The 19,353-nt window shown below is 66.9% G+C and carries 13 protein-coding genes and 1 tRNA gene; 4 read left to right on the top strand and 10 right to left on the bottom strand.

Features of this window, described 5'->3' with window-relative positions; all coding sequences use genetic code 11:
* Nucleotides 1-17 precede the first annotated feature (17 nt).
* On the bottom strand, nt 18-488 hold the full coding sequence (locus FOB72_RS01760; protein WP_150373705.1) for a DUF1854 domain-containing protein: 471 nt from the start codon (nt 486-488) through the stop codon (nt 18-20).
* A 10-nt stretch (nt 489-498) separates the two neighbouring features.
* On the bottom strand, nt 499-2,829 hold the full coding sequence (locus FOB72_RS01755; protein ID WP_150370960.1) for an ABC transporter ATP-binding protein: 2,331 nt from the start codon (nt 2,827-2,829) through the stop codon (nt 499-501).
* Between the two features lie 287 nt (nt 2,830-3,116).
* On the opposite strand from FOB72_RS01755, the gene cphA (FOB72_RS01750) reads away from it, so the two are divergent.
* Both cphA (FOB72_RS01750) and cphA (FOB72_RS01745) read left to right on the top strand, forming a co-directional pair.
* Nucleotides 3,117-5,759: a cyanophycin synthetase gene (gene cphA / locus FOB72_RS01750; protein ID WP_150370959.1), complete on the top strand. Its 2,643-nt coding sequence runs from the start codon at nt 3,117-3,119 to the stop codon at nt 5,757-5,759.
* Nucleotides 5,760-5,793: 34 nt separating this feature from the next.
* A complete protein-coding gene (gene cphA, locus FOB72_RS01745) occupies nt 5,794-8,364 on the top strand; it encodes a cyanophycin synthetase (protein ID WP_150370958.1) in 2,571 nt (856 codons plus the stop codon).
* A 23-nt stretch (nt 8,365-8,387) separates the two neighbouring features.
* On the opposite strand, the gene FOB72_RS01740 is transcribed toward cphA (FOB72_RS01745), so the two are convergent.
* From FOB72_RS01740 to FOB72_RS01725, 4 genes are all read right to left on the bottom strand, one after another.
* The gene (locus FOB72_RS01740; protein ID WP_150370957.1) at nt 8,388-9,047 is read right to left on the bottom strand and encodes an amino acid ABC transporter permease; all 660 of its coding nucleotides are present in this window, start codon (nt 9,045-9,047) and stop codon (nt 8,388-8,390) included.
* A 118-nt stretch (nt 9,048-9,165) separates the two neighbouring features.
* Nucleotides 9,166-9,975: a transporter substrate-binding domain-containing protein gene (locus tag FOB72_RS01735; protein WP_150370956.1), complete on the bottom strand. Its 810-nt coding sequence runs from the start codon at nt 9,973-9,975 to the stop codon at nt 9,166-9,168.
* 172 nt (nt 9,976-10,147) lie between these two features.
* Nucleotides 10,148-11,056 carry a glutamate/aspartate ABC transporter substrate-binding protein gene (locus FOB72_RS01730; RefSeq protein WP_150370955.1) on the bottom strand — a complete coding sequence of 303 codons (909 nt, stop codon included), beginning with the start codon at nt 11,054-11,056 and terminating at the stop codon, nt 10,148-10,150.
* Nucleotides 11,057-11,136: 80 nt separating this feature from the next.
* Entirely contained in the window at nt 11,137-12,444 is a 1,308-nt protein-coding gene (locus tag FOB72_RS01725) for a D-amino acid dehydrogenase (RefSeq protein WP_150370954.1), read from the bottom strand.
* Between the two features lie 160 nt (nt 12,445-12,604).
* Between FOB72_RS01725 and FOB72_RS01720 the strand changes: the two genes are divergently transcribed.
* Together FOB72_RS01720 and FOB72_RS01715 are read left to right on the top strand one after the other, a co-directional pair.
* Entirely contained in the window at nt 12,605-13,585 is a 981-nt protein-coding gene (locus FOB72_RS01720; protein ID WP_150370953.1) for a LysR substrate-binding domain-containing protein, read from the top strand.
* Nucleotides 13,586-13,652: 67 nt separating this feature from the next.
* Nucleotides 13,653-14,981, top strand: coding sequence for a hemolysin family protein (locus FOB72_RS01715; RefSeq protein ID WP_150370952.1), 1,329 nt, complete (start codon nt 13,653-13,655; stop codon nt 14,979-14,981).
* A 132-nt stretch (nt 14,982-15,113) separates the two neighbouring features.
* Here the strand turns inward: FOB72_RS01715 and FOB72_RS01710 are convergent.
* The 4 genes from FOB72_RS01710 to FOB72_RS01695 all read right to left on the bottom strand — a co-directional run bounded on the left by FOB72_RS01710 (nt 15,114) and on the right by FOB72_RS01695 (nt 19,291).
* A tRNA-Ser gene (locus FOB72_RS01710) sits at nt 15,114-15,203 on the bottom strand.
* Nucleotides 15,204-15,304: 101 nt separating this feature from the next.
* Nucleotides 15,305-16,618 (bottom strand): serine--tRNA ligase, encoded by a 1,314-nt coding sequence (gene serS, locus FOB72_RS01705; protein ID WP_150370951.1) that lies wholly within the window; start codon nt 16,616-16,618, stop codon nt 15,305-15,307.
* Nucleotides 16,619-16,775: 157 nt separating this feature from the next.
* Nucleotides 16,776-18,149, bottom strand: a complete 1,374-nt coding sequence (locus FOB72_RS01700) for a replication-associated recombination protein A (RefSeq protein ID WP_150370950.1) — start codon at nt 18,147-18,149, stop codon at nt 16,776-16,778.
* 26 nt (nt 18,150-18,175) lie between these two features.
* A complete protein-coding gene (locus FOB72_RS01695) occupies nt 18,176-19,291 on the bottom strand; it encodes an ABC transporter ATP-binding protein (protein WP_411859807.1) in 1,116 nt (371 codons plus the stop codon).
* Between the last annotated feature and the right edge of the window lie 62 nt (nt 19,292-19,353).

Raw genomic sequence — 19,353 nt, 5'->3', positions numbered from 1 at the left:
CCTCGGGCCCCGGTGGCCTACAGGAAGCGATCGAGAATCTTGCGGCTCGGCTTGTCGAGCGCGAACAGATCGCGAATGAGGTAGTGAATGCCGTGGTTGTCGGAGATCAGCAGCGTGCCCCCCGACAGCCGGCGGATATCTTCTTCCCCGCGCAGCACCAGCGTGGTCTCGCCACGATCGGTGCGCACGGTCCAGATGCTCGGCGTGGCATACGTCGAGACCCCGACAATGCGCTGGATCTCGGGCATGAACTCGCGGCTCGCGAGTTCGCGCTCGATCAGTTCGCGCTCGTTCGCCGCGAGCACGTCCAGCCGCGGAATCCATGCGAGTTCGCGCCCATCGGTGCTGACCATGCCGAAGCCATCGTCGGGCGCGGCGATCGGAAACGCGCGCACGGGGATCACGCCTTCGTGCGTGGTGCCGTCCGCCATGGTCATGACCAGACGGCCAAACTGGTTACGCGTGAGGGTGAAGTCGTTGTTCTGCATAGTCGTCATGTCACTGTGCCGCGGCCGCCTCGGACACCACGGGACGCTCGCCCGTCGTGCCTTCGCTGCCGCCGCCGATCGCATCGTCCTCGCCATCCACATTGCGCAACTGCGCCTGGTATAGCTTGTAGTACGCGCCCTCCTTCGGCATCAGCTCGTCGTGGCTGCCCACTTCCACGATCTGCCCGCGATCCATGACCACGAGGCGATCGGCCTTGCGCAACGTGGAGAGCCGGTGCGCGATGGCGATCGTCGTGCGTCCCTTCACGAGGTTGTCGAGCGCCTTCTGGATTTCCTTCTCCGTCGCGGTATCGACCGACGACGTCGCCTCGTCGAGGATCAGGATGCGCGGGTCGATCAACAGCGCGCGCGCGATGGAAATGCGCTGGCGCTCGCCGCCGGACAGCGCCTGCCCGCGTTCGCCGACGAGCGAGTCGTACCCATGCGGCAGGCGGAGAATGAACTCGTGCGCATGCGCGGCGCGCGCGGCCGCGACGATTTCCTCGCGCGTGGCATTGGGCTTGCCGTAGGCGATGTTGTCGGCAATCGTGCCGAAGAACAGGAACGGCTCCTGCAGCACGAGGCCGATATGGCGGCGATATTCGGAGACGGGCAGCGAGCGGATATCGATGCCGTCCACGCGAATGGCGCCTTCGGACACATCGTAGAAGCGGCAGATCAGATTGACGAGCGTGCTCTTGCCCGAGCCGCTGTGTCCCACGAGGCCGATCATCTCGCCCGGCGCGATCGACAGGTCCAGCCCGCGAATGACCGCGCGGTTGCCGTAGCGGAAGCCGAGGTCGCGCATCTCGATCGCGCCCTTCACGTTTTCCAGATGCTGGGGCCGCGTGGGCTCCGGCACGCTCGACACGTGATCGAGGATGTCGAAGATCCGCTTGGCGCCGGCGGCCGCCTTCTGCGTGACCGAGACGATGCGGCTCATCGAATCGAGGCGCGTGTAGAAGCGGCTGATGTACGTGAGGAACGCGACCAGCACGCCCACCGTGATCGCACTGCGCGACACCTGCCAGATGCCGAAGATCCACACCACGAGCAGGCCCACTTCGGTCAGCAGCGTGACGGTCGGCGTGAACAGCGACCACACCGCGTTCACGCGATCGTTGACCGCGAGGTTGTGCTTGTTGGCCTCGCGGAAGCGTTCGACCTCGCGCTTCTCCTGCGCGAACGCCTTGACCACGCGGATGCCGGGAATCGTGTCGGCCAGCACGTTGGTGATCTCGGACCAGATGCGGTCGATCTTCTCGAACCCATGGCGCAGGCGGTCGCGCACCAGATGGATCATCCACGCGATGAACGGCAGCGGCACCAGCGTGACGAGCGCCAGCCAGGGGTTGATCGAGATCAGGATGATCGCGGTCATCGCGATCATCAGCACATCGGTGGCGAAGTCGAGCAGGTGCAGCGACAGGAAGACGCAGATGCGATCGCTCTCCGAGCCGATGCGCGCCATCAGGTCGCCCGTGCGCTTGCCGCCGAAATATTCGAGCGACAGCTTGAGCAGGTGTTCGTACGTGGTCGTGCGCAGGTCCGCGCCGATGCGCTCGGACACGCGCGCAAGCAGGTAGGTGCGCGCCCAGCCGAGCCCCCATGCGGTGAGCGCCGCGCCGAGCAGGCCCGCCAGGTACATCGTGACGAGGCCGTAGTCGATGGGCACGCCGTTCTGGAACGGAATCAGCACCTTGTCCATGAGCGGCATGGTCAGATACGGCGGCACGAGCGTGGCGGCCGTGCCGATCAGCGTCAGCAGAAAGCCGGCCAGCAGCTCGAAGCGATAGGGGCGCGCAAAGCGCCACAGCCGGAGCAGCGCCCACGTGGAGGGCGGCGTCTCCAGATCGCGGCTGCACTGCGGGCATTCGTCCTCGCCCGGCGGCAGCGGCGCCTTGCAGCTCGGGCAGATATCGTCGTCGCTCGCGGCCGGCGCAAGGCCCGTGGCCAGCAGGTCGCGGCGCGCGTCGAACTGGTCGGCCAGCCGCAGCGCGTCGGGATTGTAACCAAGCGTATAGCGCCACCGGGCGAGCCGGCCGGCACCGTTGACGAGCTCGAGCGTGCCGACACCGGCATGGTCGATATGGGTCAGCGTGAGGTCGGCCGAGATCGGCCAGGCCGAAACGGCCGTTTCACCGGGCGCGCGGGCGATCACGCGGCGATCGGTGACAATCACCCACCCTTGGGTAAAATGCAGCCGCTCGTCGAGATCCAGCCTCAGTCCGGCCAGGATCGTTTCGCCCGATGCCAGCGTGCCGGGGGTCGCGTCGAGTTCGGTCTCCCAGACGTTCTGCACGACGGGAGCATGGGGGACGGACGGGGAAGGCTGGGTCATTGTTGACGCGCGTTGTTGCGCAAAAAGCGTCCGAATGACGCGCAAAATACGTCAAAGACAGACATAACTTGAAACAAATTGGCGCGGGAGGCGACTGGCGGCCCGCGATTTTGCCCGCAAGTATACATAACGCAAACCAGCGGGTGCGCTTCGTCAGCGCTTGTGCATTGCACAAGACTGCAAAGGGTCCAGTACGTCAACGTATCGTTGGATGTAACGTTACTGAAAGGTTAGGCTTCTTGTTCTCGGGCATCCGCCCACAGCCTAAAGCTCAAATCGCTAAATCGATGAAAAAGAAGGACATTGAGATTTTCGATGTCATGTCGCTGCGCGGCCCGAATATGTGGACATATCGGCCGGTTCTGGAGGCATGGGTCGATATCGGGGAGTTGGAGGATTTTCCGTCCAACAAGATTCCGGGCTTCTACGAGCGGCTGTCCACGTGGCTGCCGACACTGATCGAGCATCGATGCAGCATCGGGGAACGCGGGGGCTTCCTGCAGCGGCTCAAGGAAGGTACGTGGCCCGGCCACATCCTCGAGCACGTGACACTGGAACTGCAGAACCTCGCCGGCATGCCCGGCGGCTTCGGCAAGGCCCGCGAAACGCCGGTTCGGGGCGTCTACAAGGTAATCGTCCGGGCCTGGCATGAAGAAGTCACGCGTGCCGCGCTGTTCGCCGCGCGAGACCTTGTGATGGCCGCGATCGAGGATCGTCCGTTCGACGTGCCCGCCGCCGTGGAAAAACTGCGCGACCTCGTCGATGAGCATTGCCTGGGCCCGAGCACCGCGTGCATCGTCGATGCCGCCGACGATCGCGACATTCCCTCTCTCCGACTCTCCGACGGCAATCTGGTTCAACTGGGTTACGGTGCGCGCCAGCGCCGTATCTGGACCGCCGAGACCGATCGCACGAGCGCGATCGGGGAGTCGATCTCCCGCGACAAGGACCTGACCAAGAGCCTGCTCGAATCGTGCGGCGTGCCGGTGCCCGAAGGCCGCATGGTCGAGAGCGCCGAGGATGCCTGGGACGCGGCCACCGACATCGGCGTGCCCGTCGTCGTCAAGCCCTACGATGGCAACCACGGCCGCGGCGTGTTCACGAACCTGATGACGCGCGAGGAAGTGGAAACCGCCTACGCGGTGGCCATCGACGAAGGCGGCGGCGTGATCGTCGAGCGCTTCGTCCCCGGCAACGAGCATCGCCTGCTCGTGGTCGGCGGCCGGCTGGTTGCCGCCGCGATGGGCGAGACCGCGAGCGTCGTCGGCGATGGCAAATCGACGATCGACGAACTCATCGACAGCCAGATCAATTCCGACCCGCGCCGGGGCAGTACCGAGGATCATCCGCTGAACCGCGTCCGCCTGGACTCGGCCGCGCGCCTCGAGCTGCGCCGCCAGGGCCTCGTGGACGGCGATTCCGTGCCGCCCGCGGGCAAGACCATCCTGATCCAGCGCAACGGCAACGTGGCGTTCGACGTCACCGACCGCGTGCATCCGAGCGTGGCCGCGCATGCCTCGCTGGCCGCGCGCGTGGTGGGCCTCGATATCGCCGGCGTGGACCTCGTGGCGCAGGATATCTCGCGCCCGCTCGCCGAACAGGGCGGCGCGATCGTCGAAGTCAACGCGGGCCCCGGCCTGCTCATGCATATCAAGCCGGCCGACGGCACGCCGCGCCCGGTGGGCCGCGCGATCGTCGATCACCTGTTCCGCGAACGCGACGGACAGGTCGATGACGGCCGCATTCCCGTGGTGGGCATTACCGGCACCAACGGCAAGACCGTGGTCGCGCGCATGGTCGCGCGGCTGCTGCAGCTGTCGGGCAAGCATACGGGCCTCGCCTGCAGCGACGGCCTGTTCCTGGACCGCCGTCAGGTGGAGCGCGGCGACCGCGCGAACTGGGAAGCCGGCCATCGCATCCTGATGAACCGCGCGGTGGAAGCCGCCGTGTTCGAGAACGACAGCGGCGCGATCCTCTCCGAGGGCCTCGCCTACGACCGCTGCCAGGTAGGCGTGGTCACGAACATCGACGAACCCGATCACCTCGACGACTACTACGTCGAAGACATCGACCGCATGGTCAGCGTCCTGCGCACGCAGGTGGACGTCGTGCTCAAGGACGGCGTGGCCGTGCTGAACGCGCGCGACCCGCGCGTGGCGGAGATGGCCGAGCTGTGCGATGGCGACGTGATCTTCTTCGGCCTGAGCGCGGACCTGCCGGCGATTGCCGCGCATCGCGCCGCGGGCAAGCGCGCGGTGTACGTCCGCGACGGCAAGGTCGTGCTGGCCACCGGCGGCAGCGAGACCGCGCTGACGGACGTCGCGGCGATTCCGCTGACGTACGCGGGGCGCGTGGCGTTCCAGATCGAGAACGTGCTGGCCGCCATCGCGACGGGCTGGGCGCTGGGCATCTCCAACGACCTGATTCGCGCGGGCGTGGTGACGTTCGACGTGGGCCAGGTGGATGTGCCGGGCCGCTTCACGCTGTTCGAGCGCAACGGCGCGACCGTCATCGTCGATGACGCGCACAATGCGCCGGCGCTCGAGGCGCTGGCCGCCGCGCTGGACCGCTTCCCGTCCGAGCGCCGCATGCTGGTGTTCGGCGCGGGCGTGCAGCGCCGCGACGAGGACCTCGTGCGTCAGGGCAAGATCATCGGCAAGGCGTTCGACCGCGTGTTCCTGTGCGAGGACCACAGCGTGCGGCGCGACCTGCCCGACGTGGAGGCGCGCGCGCTGCTGCGCAAGGGCCTGTACGAAGGCCGGCGCGTCACGAAGATCATCGACGAAGGTGGCCGCCGCTCGGCGATCGAGTCCGCGCTGTCGCAGCTCGTGGCCGGCGATCTGCTGGTGCTCCAGTGCGACGAGGCGTCGACCGAGTCGGCGGTGGAGCTCGTGCACCAGTGGCTGGGCCGCGGCGGGCGCCGCCATTGAGCGGCGCCGGACAGAACAACGGATAAGCGATTCTATGGAAGTCTCTCGCATCCGGGCCCTGCGTGGCCCGAATCTCTGGTGCCGGCATACCGCGATCGAAGCGATCGTGGCGTGCTCCGACGCCTCGCACCTGCTGGCCGAGCTGCCCGGTTTCGAAGACCGCCTGCGCGCGCGCTTCCCGGCCATCGGTCCGCTGCGGCCCGACGACGAAGCCGGCTCCCCCTCGATGGCGCACGCGCTCGAAGTGGCCGCGCTGCGGCTGCAGGCCGCCGCGGGCTGCCCGGTCACGTTCAGCAACACCGCGCCGACCGTCGAGCCCGGCACCTATCAGGTGGTCGTCGAGTACAGCGAGGAGGACGTGGGCCGCCTCGCGTTCTCGCTGGCCGAGCAACTGATTCTTGCCGCGCGCGACGATGCCCCGTTCGACCTCGAGGACGCGCTGCACCGCCTGCGTGAACTGGACGAGGACGTGCGCCTGGGCCCGAGCACGGGTTCGATCGTCTACGCGGCCGTGGCACGCGGCATTCCGTACCGCCGCCTGACGCAGGGCTCGATGGTGCAGTTCGGCTGGGGCAGCAAGCAGCGCCGCATCCAGGCCGCCGAGACCGATCTGACGAGCGCCGTGGCCGAGTCCATCGCGCAGGACAAGGAACTGACCAAGAGCCTGCTGCATGCGGCAGGCGTGCCGGTGCCGCGCGGCCGTTCGGTGCGCAGCGCCGAGGAAGCGTGGACCGCCGCGCAGGAGATCGACGCGCCCGTCGTGGTGAAGCCGCGCGACGGCAACCAGGGCAAGGGCGTGGCCGTGCGCATCCGCACGCGCGAGGAAGTGATGACCGCCTACGAGGTGGCCTCCGATATCTCGTCCGACGTGATCGTCGAGCGCTACATCCCTGGCCACGACTTCCGCCTGCTCGTGGTGGGCAAGCACCTCGTGGCCGCCGCGCGCCGCGATCCGCCCCAGGTGATCGGCGATGGCGTCCATACCGTTCGCCAGCTCGTGGAAACCGTGAACCGCGACCCGCGCCGTGGCGAAGGCCATGCGACGTCGCTGACCAAGATCCGCTTCGACGATATCGCGCTGGCCGTGCTCGCCAAGCAGGGCCTGACCGCGGAATCGGTGCCGGCCAACGGCACGCGCGTGGTCCTGCGCAACAACGCGAACCTCTCCACCGGCGGCAGCGCGACCGACGTGACCGACGACGTCCACCCGGACATCGCCGCGCGCGCGGTGGCGGCCGCGCAGATGGTCGGGCTCGATATCTGCGGCGTGGATGCGGTGTGCGAGACGATGCTCAAGCCGTTCGAGGAACAGGCCGGCGGCATCGTGGAAGTGAACGCGGCCCCCGGCCTGCGCATGCACCTGCAGCCGTCGTACGGCAAGGGCCGCGCGGTGGGCGAAGCCATCATCTCGACGATGTTCGCCGATGGCGACGACGGCCGCATTCCGGTCGTCGCGGTCTCGGGCACGAACGGCAAGACCACGACGGTCCGCCTGATCACGCATCTGCTGGCAACCAGCGGCCTGCGCATGGGCATGACCGGAACCGACGGCGTGTATATCCAGGGCGAGCGCATCGACACCGGCGACTGCAGCGGCCCGCGCAGCGCGCGCAACGTGCTGGTGCATCCCGACGTGGATGCGGCCGTGTTCGAAACCGCGCGCGGCGGCCTGCTGCGCGAAGGTCTTGCGTTCGACCGCTGCGACGTGGCCGTGGTGACCAACGTCGGGGAAGGCGATCACCTTGGCCTGTCGTACATCAGCACGGTGGAAGACCTCGCGGTGCTCAAGAGCGTGATCGTGCAGAACGTCGCGCCGCACGGCATGGCCGTGCTCAACGCGGCCGATCCGATGGTCGCGCGCATGGCCGATGCCTGCCCGGGCACGGTGACGTTCTTCGCGCACGACCCGAACCTGCCGACGATGGCGCTCCATCGCGCGCAGGGCCGCCGCGTCGTGTTCGTCGAAGGCGCGGAAATCGTCGCGTCCGAAGGCGAGACGCAGGTGCGCATCGCGCTGGCGGACATTCCGCTCACGCGCAACGGCAGCATCGGCTTCCAGGTCGAGAACGCGATGTCGTCGGTTGCCGCCGCCTGGGCGCTCGGCATCGACTGGGCGGTCATCCGCCGCGGCCTGGCCACGTTCGTCAACGACGCGGCCACCGCGCCGGGACGCTTCAACGTGTTCGACTACAAGGGCGCGACGCTGATTGCCGACTACGGTCACAATCCCGACGCGATCCAGGCGCTGTGCAATGCGGTGGAATCGATCCCGGCCGGGCGCCGCGTGGTCGTGATCAGCGGTGCCGGCGACCGGCGCGACGAGGATATCCGCCGTCAGACGCAGATCCTCGGCGGCGTGTTCGACAACGTGGTGCTCTATCAGGACCAGTGCCAGCGCGGCCGTGAAGACGGCGAAGTGCTGGCCCTGCTGCGCGAAGGCCTGCAGGGCGCGCAGCGCACGAGCCATGTGGACGAGATCCGCGGCGAGTTCCTCGCCATCGATACCGGACTGGCCGCGCTGCAGCCGGGCGACCTGTGCCTGATCCTCGTGGATCAGGTCGAGGAAGCGCTCGGCCATATCGAGAAGCGCATCACCGAGGGCTGAGCGGTCCCCGCCCTCCGTTCCTGTCAGTGGCGGCCCGGCAGCGACAACCGTCGCTCGAGGCCGCGCTGCAGGAACGACAACGCCGTGCTGAGCACCCAGTAGATGGCCGCAACGGCCAGATAGAGCGGCAGCGGCTGATAGGTGGCCGCGATGATTTCCTGCGCGGTGCGCAGCAGTTCCGTCACGGTGATCACCGAAACCAGCGACGTGTCCTTGATCAGGCTGATCAGGCTGTTCGAGAGACTCGGCACGGCCAGCCGCAGCGCCTGCGGGCCGACCACGTAGCGCAGCGTCTGCGCGCGCGTGAGGCCGAGGCTGTACGCCGCCATCCATTGGCCGCGCGAAATCCCGAGAATCGCGCCGCGCATGCTTTCCGACAGATACGCGCCCACGTTGAGGCTCAGCGTGAGCACGCCCGCGGGCGTGGGTTCCAGCGCGATGCCGACGCCGGGCAGGCCGTAATACACGACGAAGATCTGCACGAGCAGCGGCGTGCCGCGCATGATGCTGACGTACGTGCGCGCCATTCCGTTGAGGATCTTCGAATGGCTGATGCCCATGAGCGCGACCACCACGCCGATGGTCAGCCCGAAAATCATCGACAGCACGGCGAACTTGAGCGTGAGCAGTGCCCCCTGTAGCAGGATCGGCAACGAATCGGTGACAAGCGTGAGAGCTGACATGGGCTTGGGGGCAGAAACGGGGGACGCGCGTGGCGATTGCCGCGATCATACTCGACGCGCGGATGCAACAAGGCCCTCCCCCGCTGCCGCGATGGGAGGGCCTGCCAATCTTTGAAAATTACTTTGCGGCCTTCGTCACATCGGAGCCGAACCACTTGGTGGACAGCCTGGCGAGCGTGCCGTCCTTGCGCAGGTCGTCCAGCGCCTTGTCGATGGCCTGCGCGAACTTCGGATTGTCCTTGCGGAACGGAATCGCGACTTCCGAGCTGGCACCGGCCACGACCGCGCCCGGCCGCAGCGGCAGGTTGGCGTTCTTGATCAGGTAATTGACCATCAGACGATCGTTGAGCGCCGCATCCACGCGCTCCGAGGCCAGGTCACGCAGATACTCGGGCGCGCCCGGGTACGTCTTCACGTCGATACCGGGCACCGACTTGGCGAGGTCGTTGTAATTGCTGCCCAGGCTGACGCCGAGCTTGTGGCCCTTGAGGTCCTCGAGCGACTTGAACTCGCGCTTGTCGTCCTTGCGCTGGATCAGCTGCGCGGCCGAGTAGACGTAAGGCGTCGAGAAATCGAGCGCCTGCTTGCGCTGGGGCGTGACCGAGACCTGATTGACGATGATGTCGAACTTGCCGGCCTGCAGGCCGGCAATGATCGCGCTCCATTCGGTGGTCACGAACTCGGGCTTGACGCCGAGCTTGGCCGCCACGGCGCGCGCGACATCCACGTCGAAGCCTTCGAGCTCGTTCTTCGCGCCACGGTAGCCGAACGGGGGATAGGTGCCCTCGATGCCGATCTTCAGCACGCCGGCCTGTTTCACCGAGTCCAGCAGGTCGGCGGCACTTGCCGCCGTGGCCGTCAGCGCGGCGCCCGCGGCCAGTGCCACGGCCAGCAGGGACGAGAGCAGTCCCGTTCGAATCGATCGCATAGTTTCTCCAGTATCAGGTAGTCGTGCTGTAGTTATGGTGCGTCACAGGATCACATCGAGCCTATAACGCACGCAACACTACCGCAAACGCTATCGAAAGAGAAATAACGATCCATCATGGCTATATAACCGCCATAGCACTTTGGACCGGTTGCGGATCGCGATCGATACGTTATTGATACGCCTTGTCGTTCGGCGACGCGAACAGCGCCTTCATGTCGTCCGACAGCGGGTAGTTCAGGTTGATGCCGCGCGGGGGCACCGGCTGCATGAACCACTTGTTGTAGAGCTTCTCGGCGCGACCGCTCTTCTGCAGGTCCGCGACCACGCCATCGGCCAGCGCCTTGAACGAGGCATCGTCCTTGCGGAACATGCACGCGTAGTTCTCCACCTGCAGCGGCTCGCCCGCGACGACCCAGTCGTTCGCGTTCTTGGCCTTGGTGCGCTCGCCGTAGAGCAGCGGCTCGTCCATCACGAACGCGGCCGCGCGGCCCGTTTCGAGGATCAGGAACGACTGGCCATGATCCTTGGTGCTGATCAGGTTCATGTTCATGGCCTTCTCGCCGTTCATCTTCACGAGCAGGCGTTCGCCCGTGGTGCCGGCGGTGGTCACGACATTCTTGCCCTTGAGGTCGTCCAGCGACTTCACGCCCGAGTCCTTCTTCGTCAGCATGCGAATGCCGTAGATGAAGATGCTGTTCGAGAACGCGACCTGCTTCTGGCGCTCGAGGTTGTTGGTCGTGCTGCCGCACTCGATGTCGATGGTGCCGTTCTGCACGAGCGGAATGCGGTTCTGCGAGGTGATGGGCGTGAGCTTGACCTGCAGGTTCGGCATCTTCAGGTCGGCCTTCACCTTGTCGACGATCATCATCATGATGTCCTGCGAATAGCCCATGACCTCCTTGCCGTCGGTGTAGGAGAACGGGATCGACGATTCGCGGTGACCGAGCGAGATCACGCCGGTTTCCTTGATCTTCTTGAGCGTGTCCCCATCGGCCGCTTGCGCGCCGGCGGCAACGAGGGCGAGCGCAGCGGTGACCAGCACGCGGCGCGGCAGATAAGAGGCGGGCAGTTTCTTCATGTTTCGCTCCTTGGATGAGCTTGGTTTAGTGGCACGTCGTATTACGTTTGGCACTGCAACTGCGAAAACCTTCGACATCCTCATGCGGCCAGCGCGCTGAAATCGCCGGCATCGATCGCGCTGCGGCGGCCGGCCATCGCATCGGCGAGCAGGCTCGCGCTGCCCATGGCCAGCGTGAACCCGAGCGCCCCATGGCCGATGTTGAGCCACAGGCCGCGCACGCGCGATTCGCCGATCAGCGGCAGGCCGCCCGGCGTGGCGGGACGCAAACCCGCCCACGGCTGCAACGCCGCCGTATCGTCCGCGCCCCCGATGCCGAACACGGCCTGCGTCTGTGCGGCCAGTGCCGCGACGCGTTCGTCGTCGATGGTCGGGCCGCCGCGCACGAGGTCCGCCATGCCGGCCACGCGCAGCGTGTTGCCGATACGCGCGTAGACGATCTTGTTCGCAAAGTCCGTCACGCTGACGTGCGGCGCGCGCACGCCGTCCGCGATCGGCACCGTGATGCTGTAACCCTTGAGCGGCCAGAGCATCGGCCGCAGTCCCGTCGGCCGGAGCAGCGGCACGCTGCCGATGCCGCCGGCGACCACTACCGCATCGGCATCGATCGCGCGCTCGGCCTCGCCATCGGCGATCAGCACGCCGGTGACCCGCCCGAGGTCGCGCTTGAGACCGGTCACGCGGGTGCCGAAGCGCAGCTGCGTGTCGGGCCTCCCTTGCAGCAATCGGGCCAGCGCCACGCAGAACCGATGGCAATCGCCCACTTCCTCGCTCGGCGTATGGATCGCGCCCGCGATATCGCCGCGGATGCGTTCCAGCGCCGGTTCCAGCGCGACGCAGGCATCGCGGTCGAGCGCGATCTGCTCGCAGCCCAGGCTCGCCTGATAATCGAGCAGCCGGCGCGCGGCATCGAATGCCGCCTTGTCACGGTGCACGATCAGCTTGCCGCGCCGCGCAAAATCGAATCCGCCGCCGGGCACATGGCCCAGCGCATTCTCGTTCCGTGCTTCCTCGCCATGCACGAACGCCTGCATCAGGTCGCGCGAATGAAACGCCAGGCGCAGCAGCTTGCGCGTGGTCGCATCGCTGGTGCCCGCATTGCAGGCCCGCGCGAACGCCAGCAGCCAGCGCCACTGCGCGGGATCCGCGCTGGGCCGGAAGCGCATCGGCGAATCGCGCCGCAGCAGCCAGCCCGGCACCTTCGACAGCACGCCCGGCCCGGCCAGCGGCGCCACGTAGCTGTAGCTGAGCTGACCGCCGTTGGCAAAGCTCGTTTCCTCGCCGGGGCCGTCGCGGCGCTCGAGCACGGTTACCGCGTGCCCTTCATTGGCCAGCCGCCACGCGGTGGTCATGCCGACCACGCCCGCTCCCACGATCGCTACATGCATTGCCGGCCGAACCCTTCTTTCCCAAGACGATGGGCCAGAGCGTATGCCACGCCGCGCGGCTTGCCCAATGCGAATACGTGCCAGAATATGTCCTCAGGCTATGGATACCCGCTACCGGGGTTTTCCCGCACCAAAACCGAAAAACTTCCGCACCACGACGATGCGTCTGCGCCAGATCGAAGTGTTCCGCGCCGTGATGCTGACGGGCACCGTCAGCGAGGCCGCGCGCCTGCTCCACGTTTCCCAGCCCGTGGTCACGCGCGTGCTGCAGCATGCCGAGGCCTCGCTGGGCTTCCGCCTGTTCGAACGCGTGCGCGGCCGGCTGCAGCCCACGCCCGAGGCCGTGGCGCTCTACGGCGATGTCGAAAGGCTATATGGCGAGGTGGAGCGCGTGCGGCGCGTCTCGGAGAGCCTGCGGCACAAGGGCGCCGGACGGCTGCGCGTGGCGGCCACGCCGAGCCTGGCCAATCCGCTGCTGGTTCCCGCCGTGCGACGCTTCTGCGCGCGGCATCCGGAGACGCAGGTGCAGGTGCTCACGCACCATACGGACGAGATCGTCGATGCGCTGCTGTCGAACCAGATCGATGTCGGCTTTGCCTATGCGCCGCCGCGGCACGAGGCCATCGCGAGCGAGCCCGTGGCCGCGGGCCGCATGCTGCTGGCCGTGCCGCGCGCGCAGCCGCTCGTGCCCGAGAAAGCCACGGGCGGCACCGGCGGCCGCGCCGGCAAGGCCAGAGCGGCGCTGGCCATGCAACGGCTGATGGACCGCCCATTCATCGGGCACGACGACAATACGTCGCTGGGCCTGCTCGTACGCCAGACGCTCGCGCGCCATGCGCTGGAGCCGCATGCCACGCTCGAGGTGCAGACCTACTCGCTGGCGCTGTCGCTCGTCGATGCGGGACTGGGCATCAGCCTGCTGGACCAGTTCACGGCGCTGACGGCCGATGCGTCGCGCGTGATGCTGCATGACATCGCGCCGGCGCTGCCGTTCGAAGTGCAGTTGCTGCGCGCGAGCCATCGGGCCACGTCGAGCCTCGTCGACGATATGCGCCTGCAGTTCGCAGAGGCGGCCGAGGCGATATCGGCCACACTGGCGTCGCGGCTGGATGCGCCGGTCGTCAACTTCGATTCACACTGACAAGCGCGCATTGACAGCGCGATGGCGGCTGCACCATTATCGATCACATACCGTTCGTGGCGTTCTTATGTTTGTTCTGACCCTCCTCCTGCTCGTGGCGATCAGCGCGTTCTTCTCGGTTTCCGAGATCGCGCTCACGGCCGCGCGCCGCACCAAGCTCCAGACCATGTCCGAGCGGGGCGACCTGCGCGCGACCAAGGTCATGCTGCTCAAGGAAGAGCCCGGCAATTTCTTCACGATCGTGCAGATCGGCGTGAACAGCGTCGCGATCCTGGCCGGTATTCTCGGCGAGAAGCATGTATCGGATCTGGCCTATGAGGCGTTGCTGCCCTACCTCAGCGTCGATCATGCCCAGCGCGTGGCCAATATCGGCTCGTTCCTGATCGTCACGCTGCTGTTCATCCAGTTTGCCGACCTGATTCCCAAGCGCATCGCGATGACGTTCCCGGAAGCGTGCGCGGTCAGCGTGATCGGCCCGATCCTGACGCTGCTCAAGGTACTGAAGCCGCTAGTCTGGATCTTCAACGGCGCCGCCGACGCGATGCTGCGGTTGCTGGGCCTGCCGACCAAGCCCGTCGACCAGATCACCACCGAGGACATCGCGGCGATGGTCGATGCCGGCGCGGAAGCCGGCGTGCTGCGCAAGCACGAGCTGCATCTGATCGAGAACGTGTTCGAACTCGACTCCAAGGGCATTCCCGCGATCATGACGCCGCGCGACGACGTCGTGTACCTGACCCTCGCCGAGACCGCCGAGAGCGTACGGCGCAAGCTCGTGACCCAGCCCCATGCGCAATATCCGGTCTGCGGACAGGATCTGGACGACGTGCTCGGCTATATCGACTCGAAGGACATCCTGCAGCAGCTGCTCGCGAACGAGAGCGCGGCCGTGCTCGCCGACATCGGCCAGCACTACGACAAGAACGTGCTCGTGGTGCCCGATACGCTCACGCTCTCGGAAGCGCTTACGCGTTTTCGCGAGATGCACGAGAACTTTGCGGTGGTCATGAACGAGTACGGGCTCGTGGTGGGCGTGGTCACGCTCGACGACCTCGTCGGCGCGTTGATGGGGGACATCCTGTACTCGACCGAGGACGAACAGATCGTGCGCCGCGACGATTCGTCATGGCTCGTCGATGGCCTGACGCCGATTGTCGATCTGAAGAAGGCGCTCGAACTCGATACGCTGCCCGGCGAGGATTATGTGGATACGGCGGCGGGGCTCGTGATCTATGCGCTCAAGCGGATTCCGAAGAAATCGGAGTCGCTCACGGTGGCGGGGTTCCGCTTCGAGGTGCTCGATATCGACCATCACAAGATCGACCAGCTGCTGGTGTCGAAGCTGCCCGCGGAGGCGGACACGCCGCTGCCGCCGGCGGAGGGGTTCGGCGAGTAGGGACGCGGAAAACCGGCGGCACAAAACCGGCGGCACAAAAATAAAACCGACGGCTGCTTGCGCAGGCGTCGGTTCGAGATTTACTACGTTTGGGCCTTGCTGGTGGTCGAATCTTGCAGCAGGTTTTTATTTTGGCGGAGAGGGTGGGATTCGAACCCACGGTACCGTTGCCGGTACGCCTGATTTCGAGTCAGGTACATTCGACCACTCTGCCACCTCTCCGGTAACTTTCAGCGGTAACTTGGTCGCTTCGTGTTTCCAGCGAAACCGCGATTATAGCGATATCCCCGCAGGGAATGCAAGCCCCCCCGATCGCATCCTCTTTATGCTTCCGGAACCAGTCGCGTCACGCCGCCCATATACGGCTGCAGCGCGGCCGGCACGGTGACCGAACCATCGGCGTTCTGGTAGTTCTCGAGAATGGCCACGAGCGTGCGGCCGACCGCCAGGCCGGAGCCGTTGAGCGTGTGCAGCAGCTCGGGCTTGCCCTGGCCCACCTTGTAGCGGGCGCCCATGCGGCGGGCCTGGAAGTCGCCCATGTTCGAGCACGAGCTGATCTCGCGGTACGTGTTCTGCGCCGGGATCCACACCTCGATATCGTAGGTCTTCGTGCTGCCGAAGCCCATGTCGCCCGTGCACAGCACGATCGTCCGGAACGGCAGTTCGAGCTTGCGCAGGATCGCCTCGGCATGGCCGGTCAGCTGCTCGAGCGTGTCCATCGATTGCTCGGGCTCCACCACGTGCACGAGCTCGACCTTGTCGAACTGATGCTGGCGGATCATGCCGCGCGTGTCCTTGCCGTACGCGCCCGCTTCCGAACGGAAGCACGGCGTATGCGCGACGAAGCGCAGCGGCAGCGTATCGCCCGCGACGATGGTATCGCGCACGATGTTCGTGAGCGGCACTTCGGCCGTGGGAATCAGGTAGAAATTCTCGGTGCGGCCCTGACCGTCCTCGCCCTCGCCGCCCATCTTGCGCGGCACCTTGAACAGGTCTTCCTCGAACTTCGGCAGCTGACCCGTCCCGCGCATCGATGCCGCGTTGACGATATACGGCACGTACGTCTCGGTGTAGCCGTGCTCGAGCGTATGCGTGTCCAGCATCAGCTGGACCAGCGCGCGGTGCATGCGGGCCACGCCGCCGCGCAGCATCGTGAAGCGCGCACCGGTGACCTTGCTCGCGGTCTCGAAGTCGAGGCCGATCTTCGCGCCGACATCCACGTGGTCGCGCACCTCGAAGTCGAACTCGCGCGGGGTGCCCACGCGGCGGACCTCGACGTTCTCGGTCTCGTCCTTGCCGACCGGCACGCTTTCGTGCGGCAGGTTCGGAATGGACATCATCGTGTCCTGCATCTGCGACTGGATCTCGGCCAGGCGCGCGGCCGAGGCGGTCAGCTTGTCGCCGATGCCGCCCACTTCCGCCATCACGGCCGAGGCGTCTTCGCCCTTGCCCTTGAGCATGCCGATCTGCTTGGAAAGGCTGTTGCGGCGCGCCTGCAGATCCTCGGTCTGGGTCTGCAACTGCTTGCGTTCGGCTTCCAGTGCCTGGAACGCCGCCACGTCGAGGGAATAGCCACGCGTGGCGAGGCGTTGCGCCACGGCGTCGATGTCTTTGCGGAACAGCTGGATGTCGAGCATGTTGCGATGTGAGATGTGCTGAATTCGGCAATCTGCCGGAGAACGGGACATTTTACTGCACGGACGGGGCACACCACCGGTCAAATTGATGGCAATTCCCCGTGGCGATTCCCCGTGGCAATTTCCCCGTGGCAATCCCGCCGGAGCACCGGTCGGGCTAGCCCTCGCCCTTCTTTCCCTTGCGCTCGCGGTGCCAGGCCTCGTCGAGCTCGCGCAGATGCCGCAGCTTCTCCCCGATCTTGCCCTCGAGCCCGCGCGGCGTGGGCCGGTACCAGTTCTGGTCGGCCAGATCGTCGGGCAGGTAATGCTCGCCGGCCGCGTACGCTTCCGGCTCGTCGTGCGCGTAGCGATACGCGTGGCCGTACCCGAGCTCCTTCATCAGGCGCGTGGGCGCGTTGCGCAGATGCACGGGCACCTGCCGCGACTTGTCCTTGGACACGAACGCCCGCGCGGCGTTGTACGCGTTGTAGCCCGCGTTGGACTTGGGCGCCACGGCGAGATACAGCAGCGCCTGCGCGAGCGCGAGTTCGCCCTCGGGCGAGCCGAGCCGCTCGTACGTTTCCGCGGCGTCGAGCGTGATGCGCGCCGCGCGCGGATCGGCCAGGCCGATATCTTCCCATGCCATGCGCACGATGCGGCGGGCCAGATAGCGCGGGTCCGCGCCGCCGTCGAGCATGCGGCAGAACCAGTACAGCGTGCCGTCGGGGTCCGAGCCGCGCACGGACTTGTGCAGCGCGCTGATCTGGTCGTAGAACGCGTCGCCGCCCTTGTCGAAGCGGCGCAGGTTCTCCGCCAGCGCACTGCCGAGCAGCGCCGTGTCGATGCGCGCCTGCTTCGCGTTGCGCGCCGCGCGCGCGACGATCTCGATATTGTTGAGCAGCTTGCGGCCGTCGCCATCGGCGGATTGCACGATGAGCTGCAGGGCATTGCCCTCGCCCTCGTCATCCCATTCGAGCGGGGGATCGCCTTCCGGCGCGGAGGCATTGAGCTCATCGGTGGCACGGCGCACGAGCGCGGTCAGGTCGGCCTCGTCGAGGCTCCGGAGCACGTAGACGGCCGCGCGCGACAGCAGTGCGCCGTTGACCTCGAACGACGGATTCTCGGTGGTCGCACCGATAAACGTGAACAGCCCGCTTTCCACGTGCGGCAGGAAGGCGTCCTGCTGGCTCTTGTTGAAACGGTGCACCTCATCGACGAACACGAGCGTGCGCCGGCCGTGCATGCGGTACTGCTCGGCGCGCTCGACGGCCTCGCGGATGTCCTTGACGCCCGACAGCACGGCCGACAGCGCGATGAACTCGGCATCGAACGCATTGGCCATGAGCCGCGCGAGCGTGGTCTTGCCGACGCCGGGCGGACCCCACAGGATCATCGAATGCGGCTCGCCCGATTCGAACGCCACACGCAGCGGCTTGCCCGCGCCGAGCAAGTGCTGCTGGCCGATCACCTCGTCGATGGTGCGCGGCCGCAGGCGCTCGGCCAGCGGTTGCCTGGAACGGTCGGGGGGGTCAGAAAACAGCGAGTCCGCCACGGTCAGTATTGCTCGTTAGGTAAGCATCAGAGTGTAGACGATCGCGGGAAGGCCACCACGTCATCGGCCTCCAGCCGCAGGCCGAGGGGCGCGCCGACCGGGAGGTCGTGGTGCGACGGCACCAGCGCGAGCACGCGGCTGGTGTCCGCGAGTTCCACCGTGTAGAGGATGCTGGCCCCGCGAAACGCCCGGTCGCGGACGCGGCCTCGCAGCGGGCTGCCGTCGTCGTACACGAGGTCGTCGGGGCGGATCAGCACATCCACGCCCGCGCCATCGGCAAGCGCCAGCGGATTGCGCCACGGCAGCGTGCCGATGCTCAGCGCGATCTCGCCCGGCGCGCGCACGCGGCCCGGCAGCAGCACGCCCTGCCCGACAAACCCCGCCACGAAGCGCGTGGCCGGCTGGTGATAGAGCGCGTGCGCATCGCCCCACTGTTCGATCCTGCCGCCGTGCATGACGCCGATCTCGTCGGCCATCGCAAACGCCTCGTGCTGGTCGTGCGTGACGAGAATGGCCGTGGCACCCTGCGCGCGCAGGATATCGCGCACCTCCTGCCCGAGCCGCTCGCGCAGGTCGATATCGAGGTTGGAGAACGGTTCGTCGAGCAGCAGCAGCGCGGGCCGCGGCGCCAGCGCGCGGGCCAGCGCCACGCGCTGCTGCTGGCCGCCCGACAGCTCGTGCGGATAACGGCCGCCCGCGTCGTGCAGACCCACGAGCGCCAGCATCTCGCGCACGCGCGCCGCACGCGTGGCGCGGTCGTCGCCGACGAGGCCGAAGCCCACGTTGGCGGCGATATCGAGGTGCGGAAACAGCGCGTAGTCCTGGAACACCATGCCGATGCGCCGCTGCTCGGGCGGCAGGCCGCCGCCGGCCGACGAAACCACCTCGCCATCGAGGCGGATCTCGCCGCCGCGCAGGGTCTCGAACCCCGCGATCGCGCGCAACACGGTGGTCTTGCCGCAGCCGCTCGGGCCGAGCAGGCACGCGATGGTGCCCCGCGCGAGCGAGAACGACAGGCCATCGACGACGGTGTGGCGGCCGAACCCGTGGACGATGCGATCGAGTTCGACGACGGGCCGCGCCGGTGCGATGGCGGGGTGCGATGCCATGGCGATGGCGGGGTCGGAAAGATCGGTGCGCATGCCGGAGATTATAAGGAGCCACGACGCTAGAATGCGCGAATCCCGACGCTTTGCCGTTCCGG

The sequence above is a fragment of the Cupriavidus pauculus genome, assembly GCF_008693385.1.
GTDB lineage: Bacteria > Pseudomonadota > Gammaproteobacteria > Burkholderiales > Burkholderiaceae > Cupriavidus > Cupriavidus pauculus_D.
This window is presented reverse-complemented; position numbering and strand designations above follow the sequence as displayed.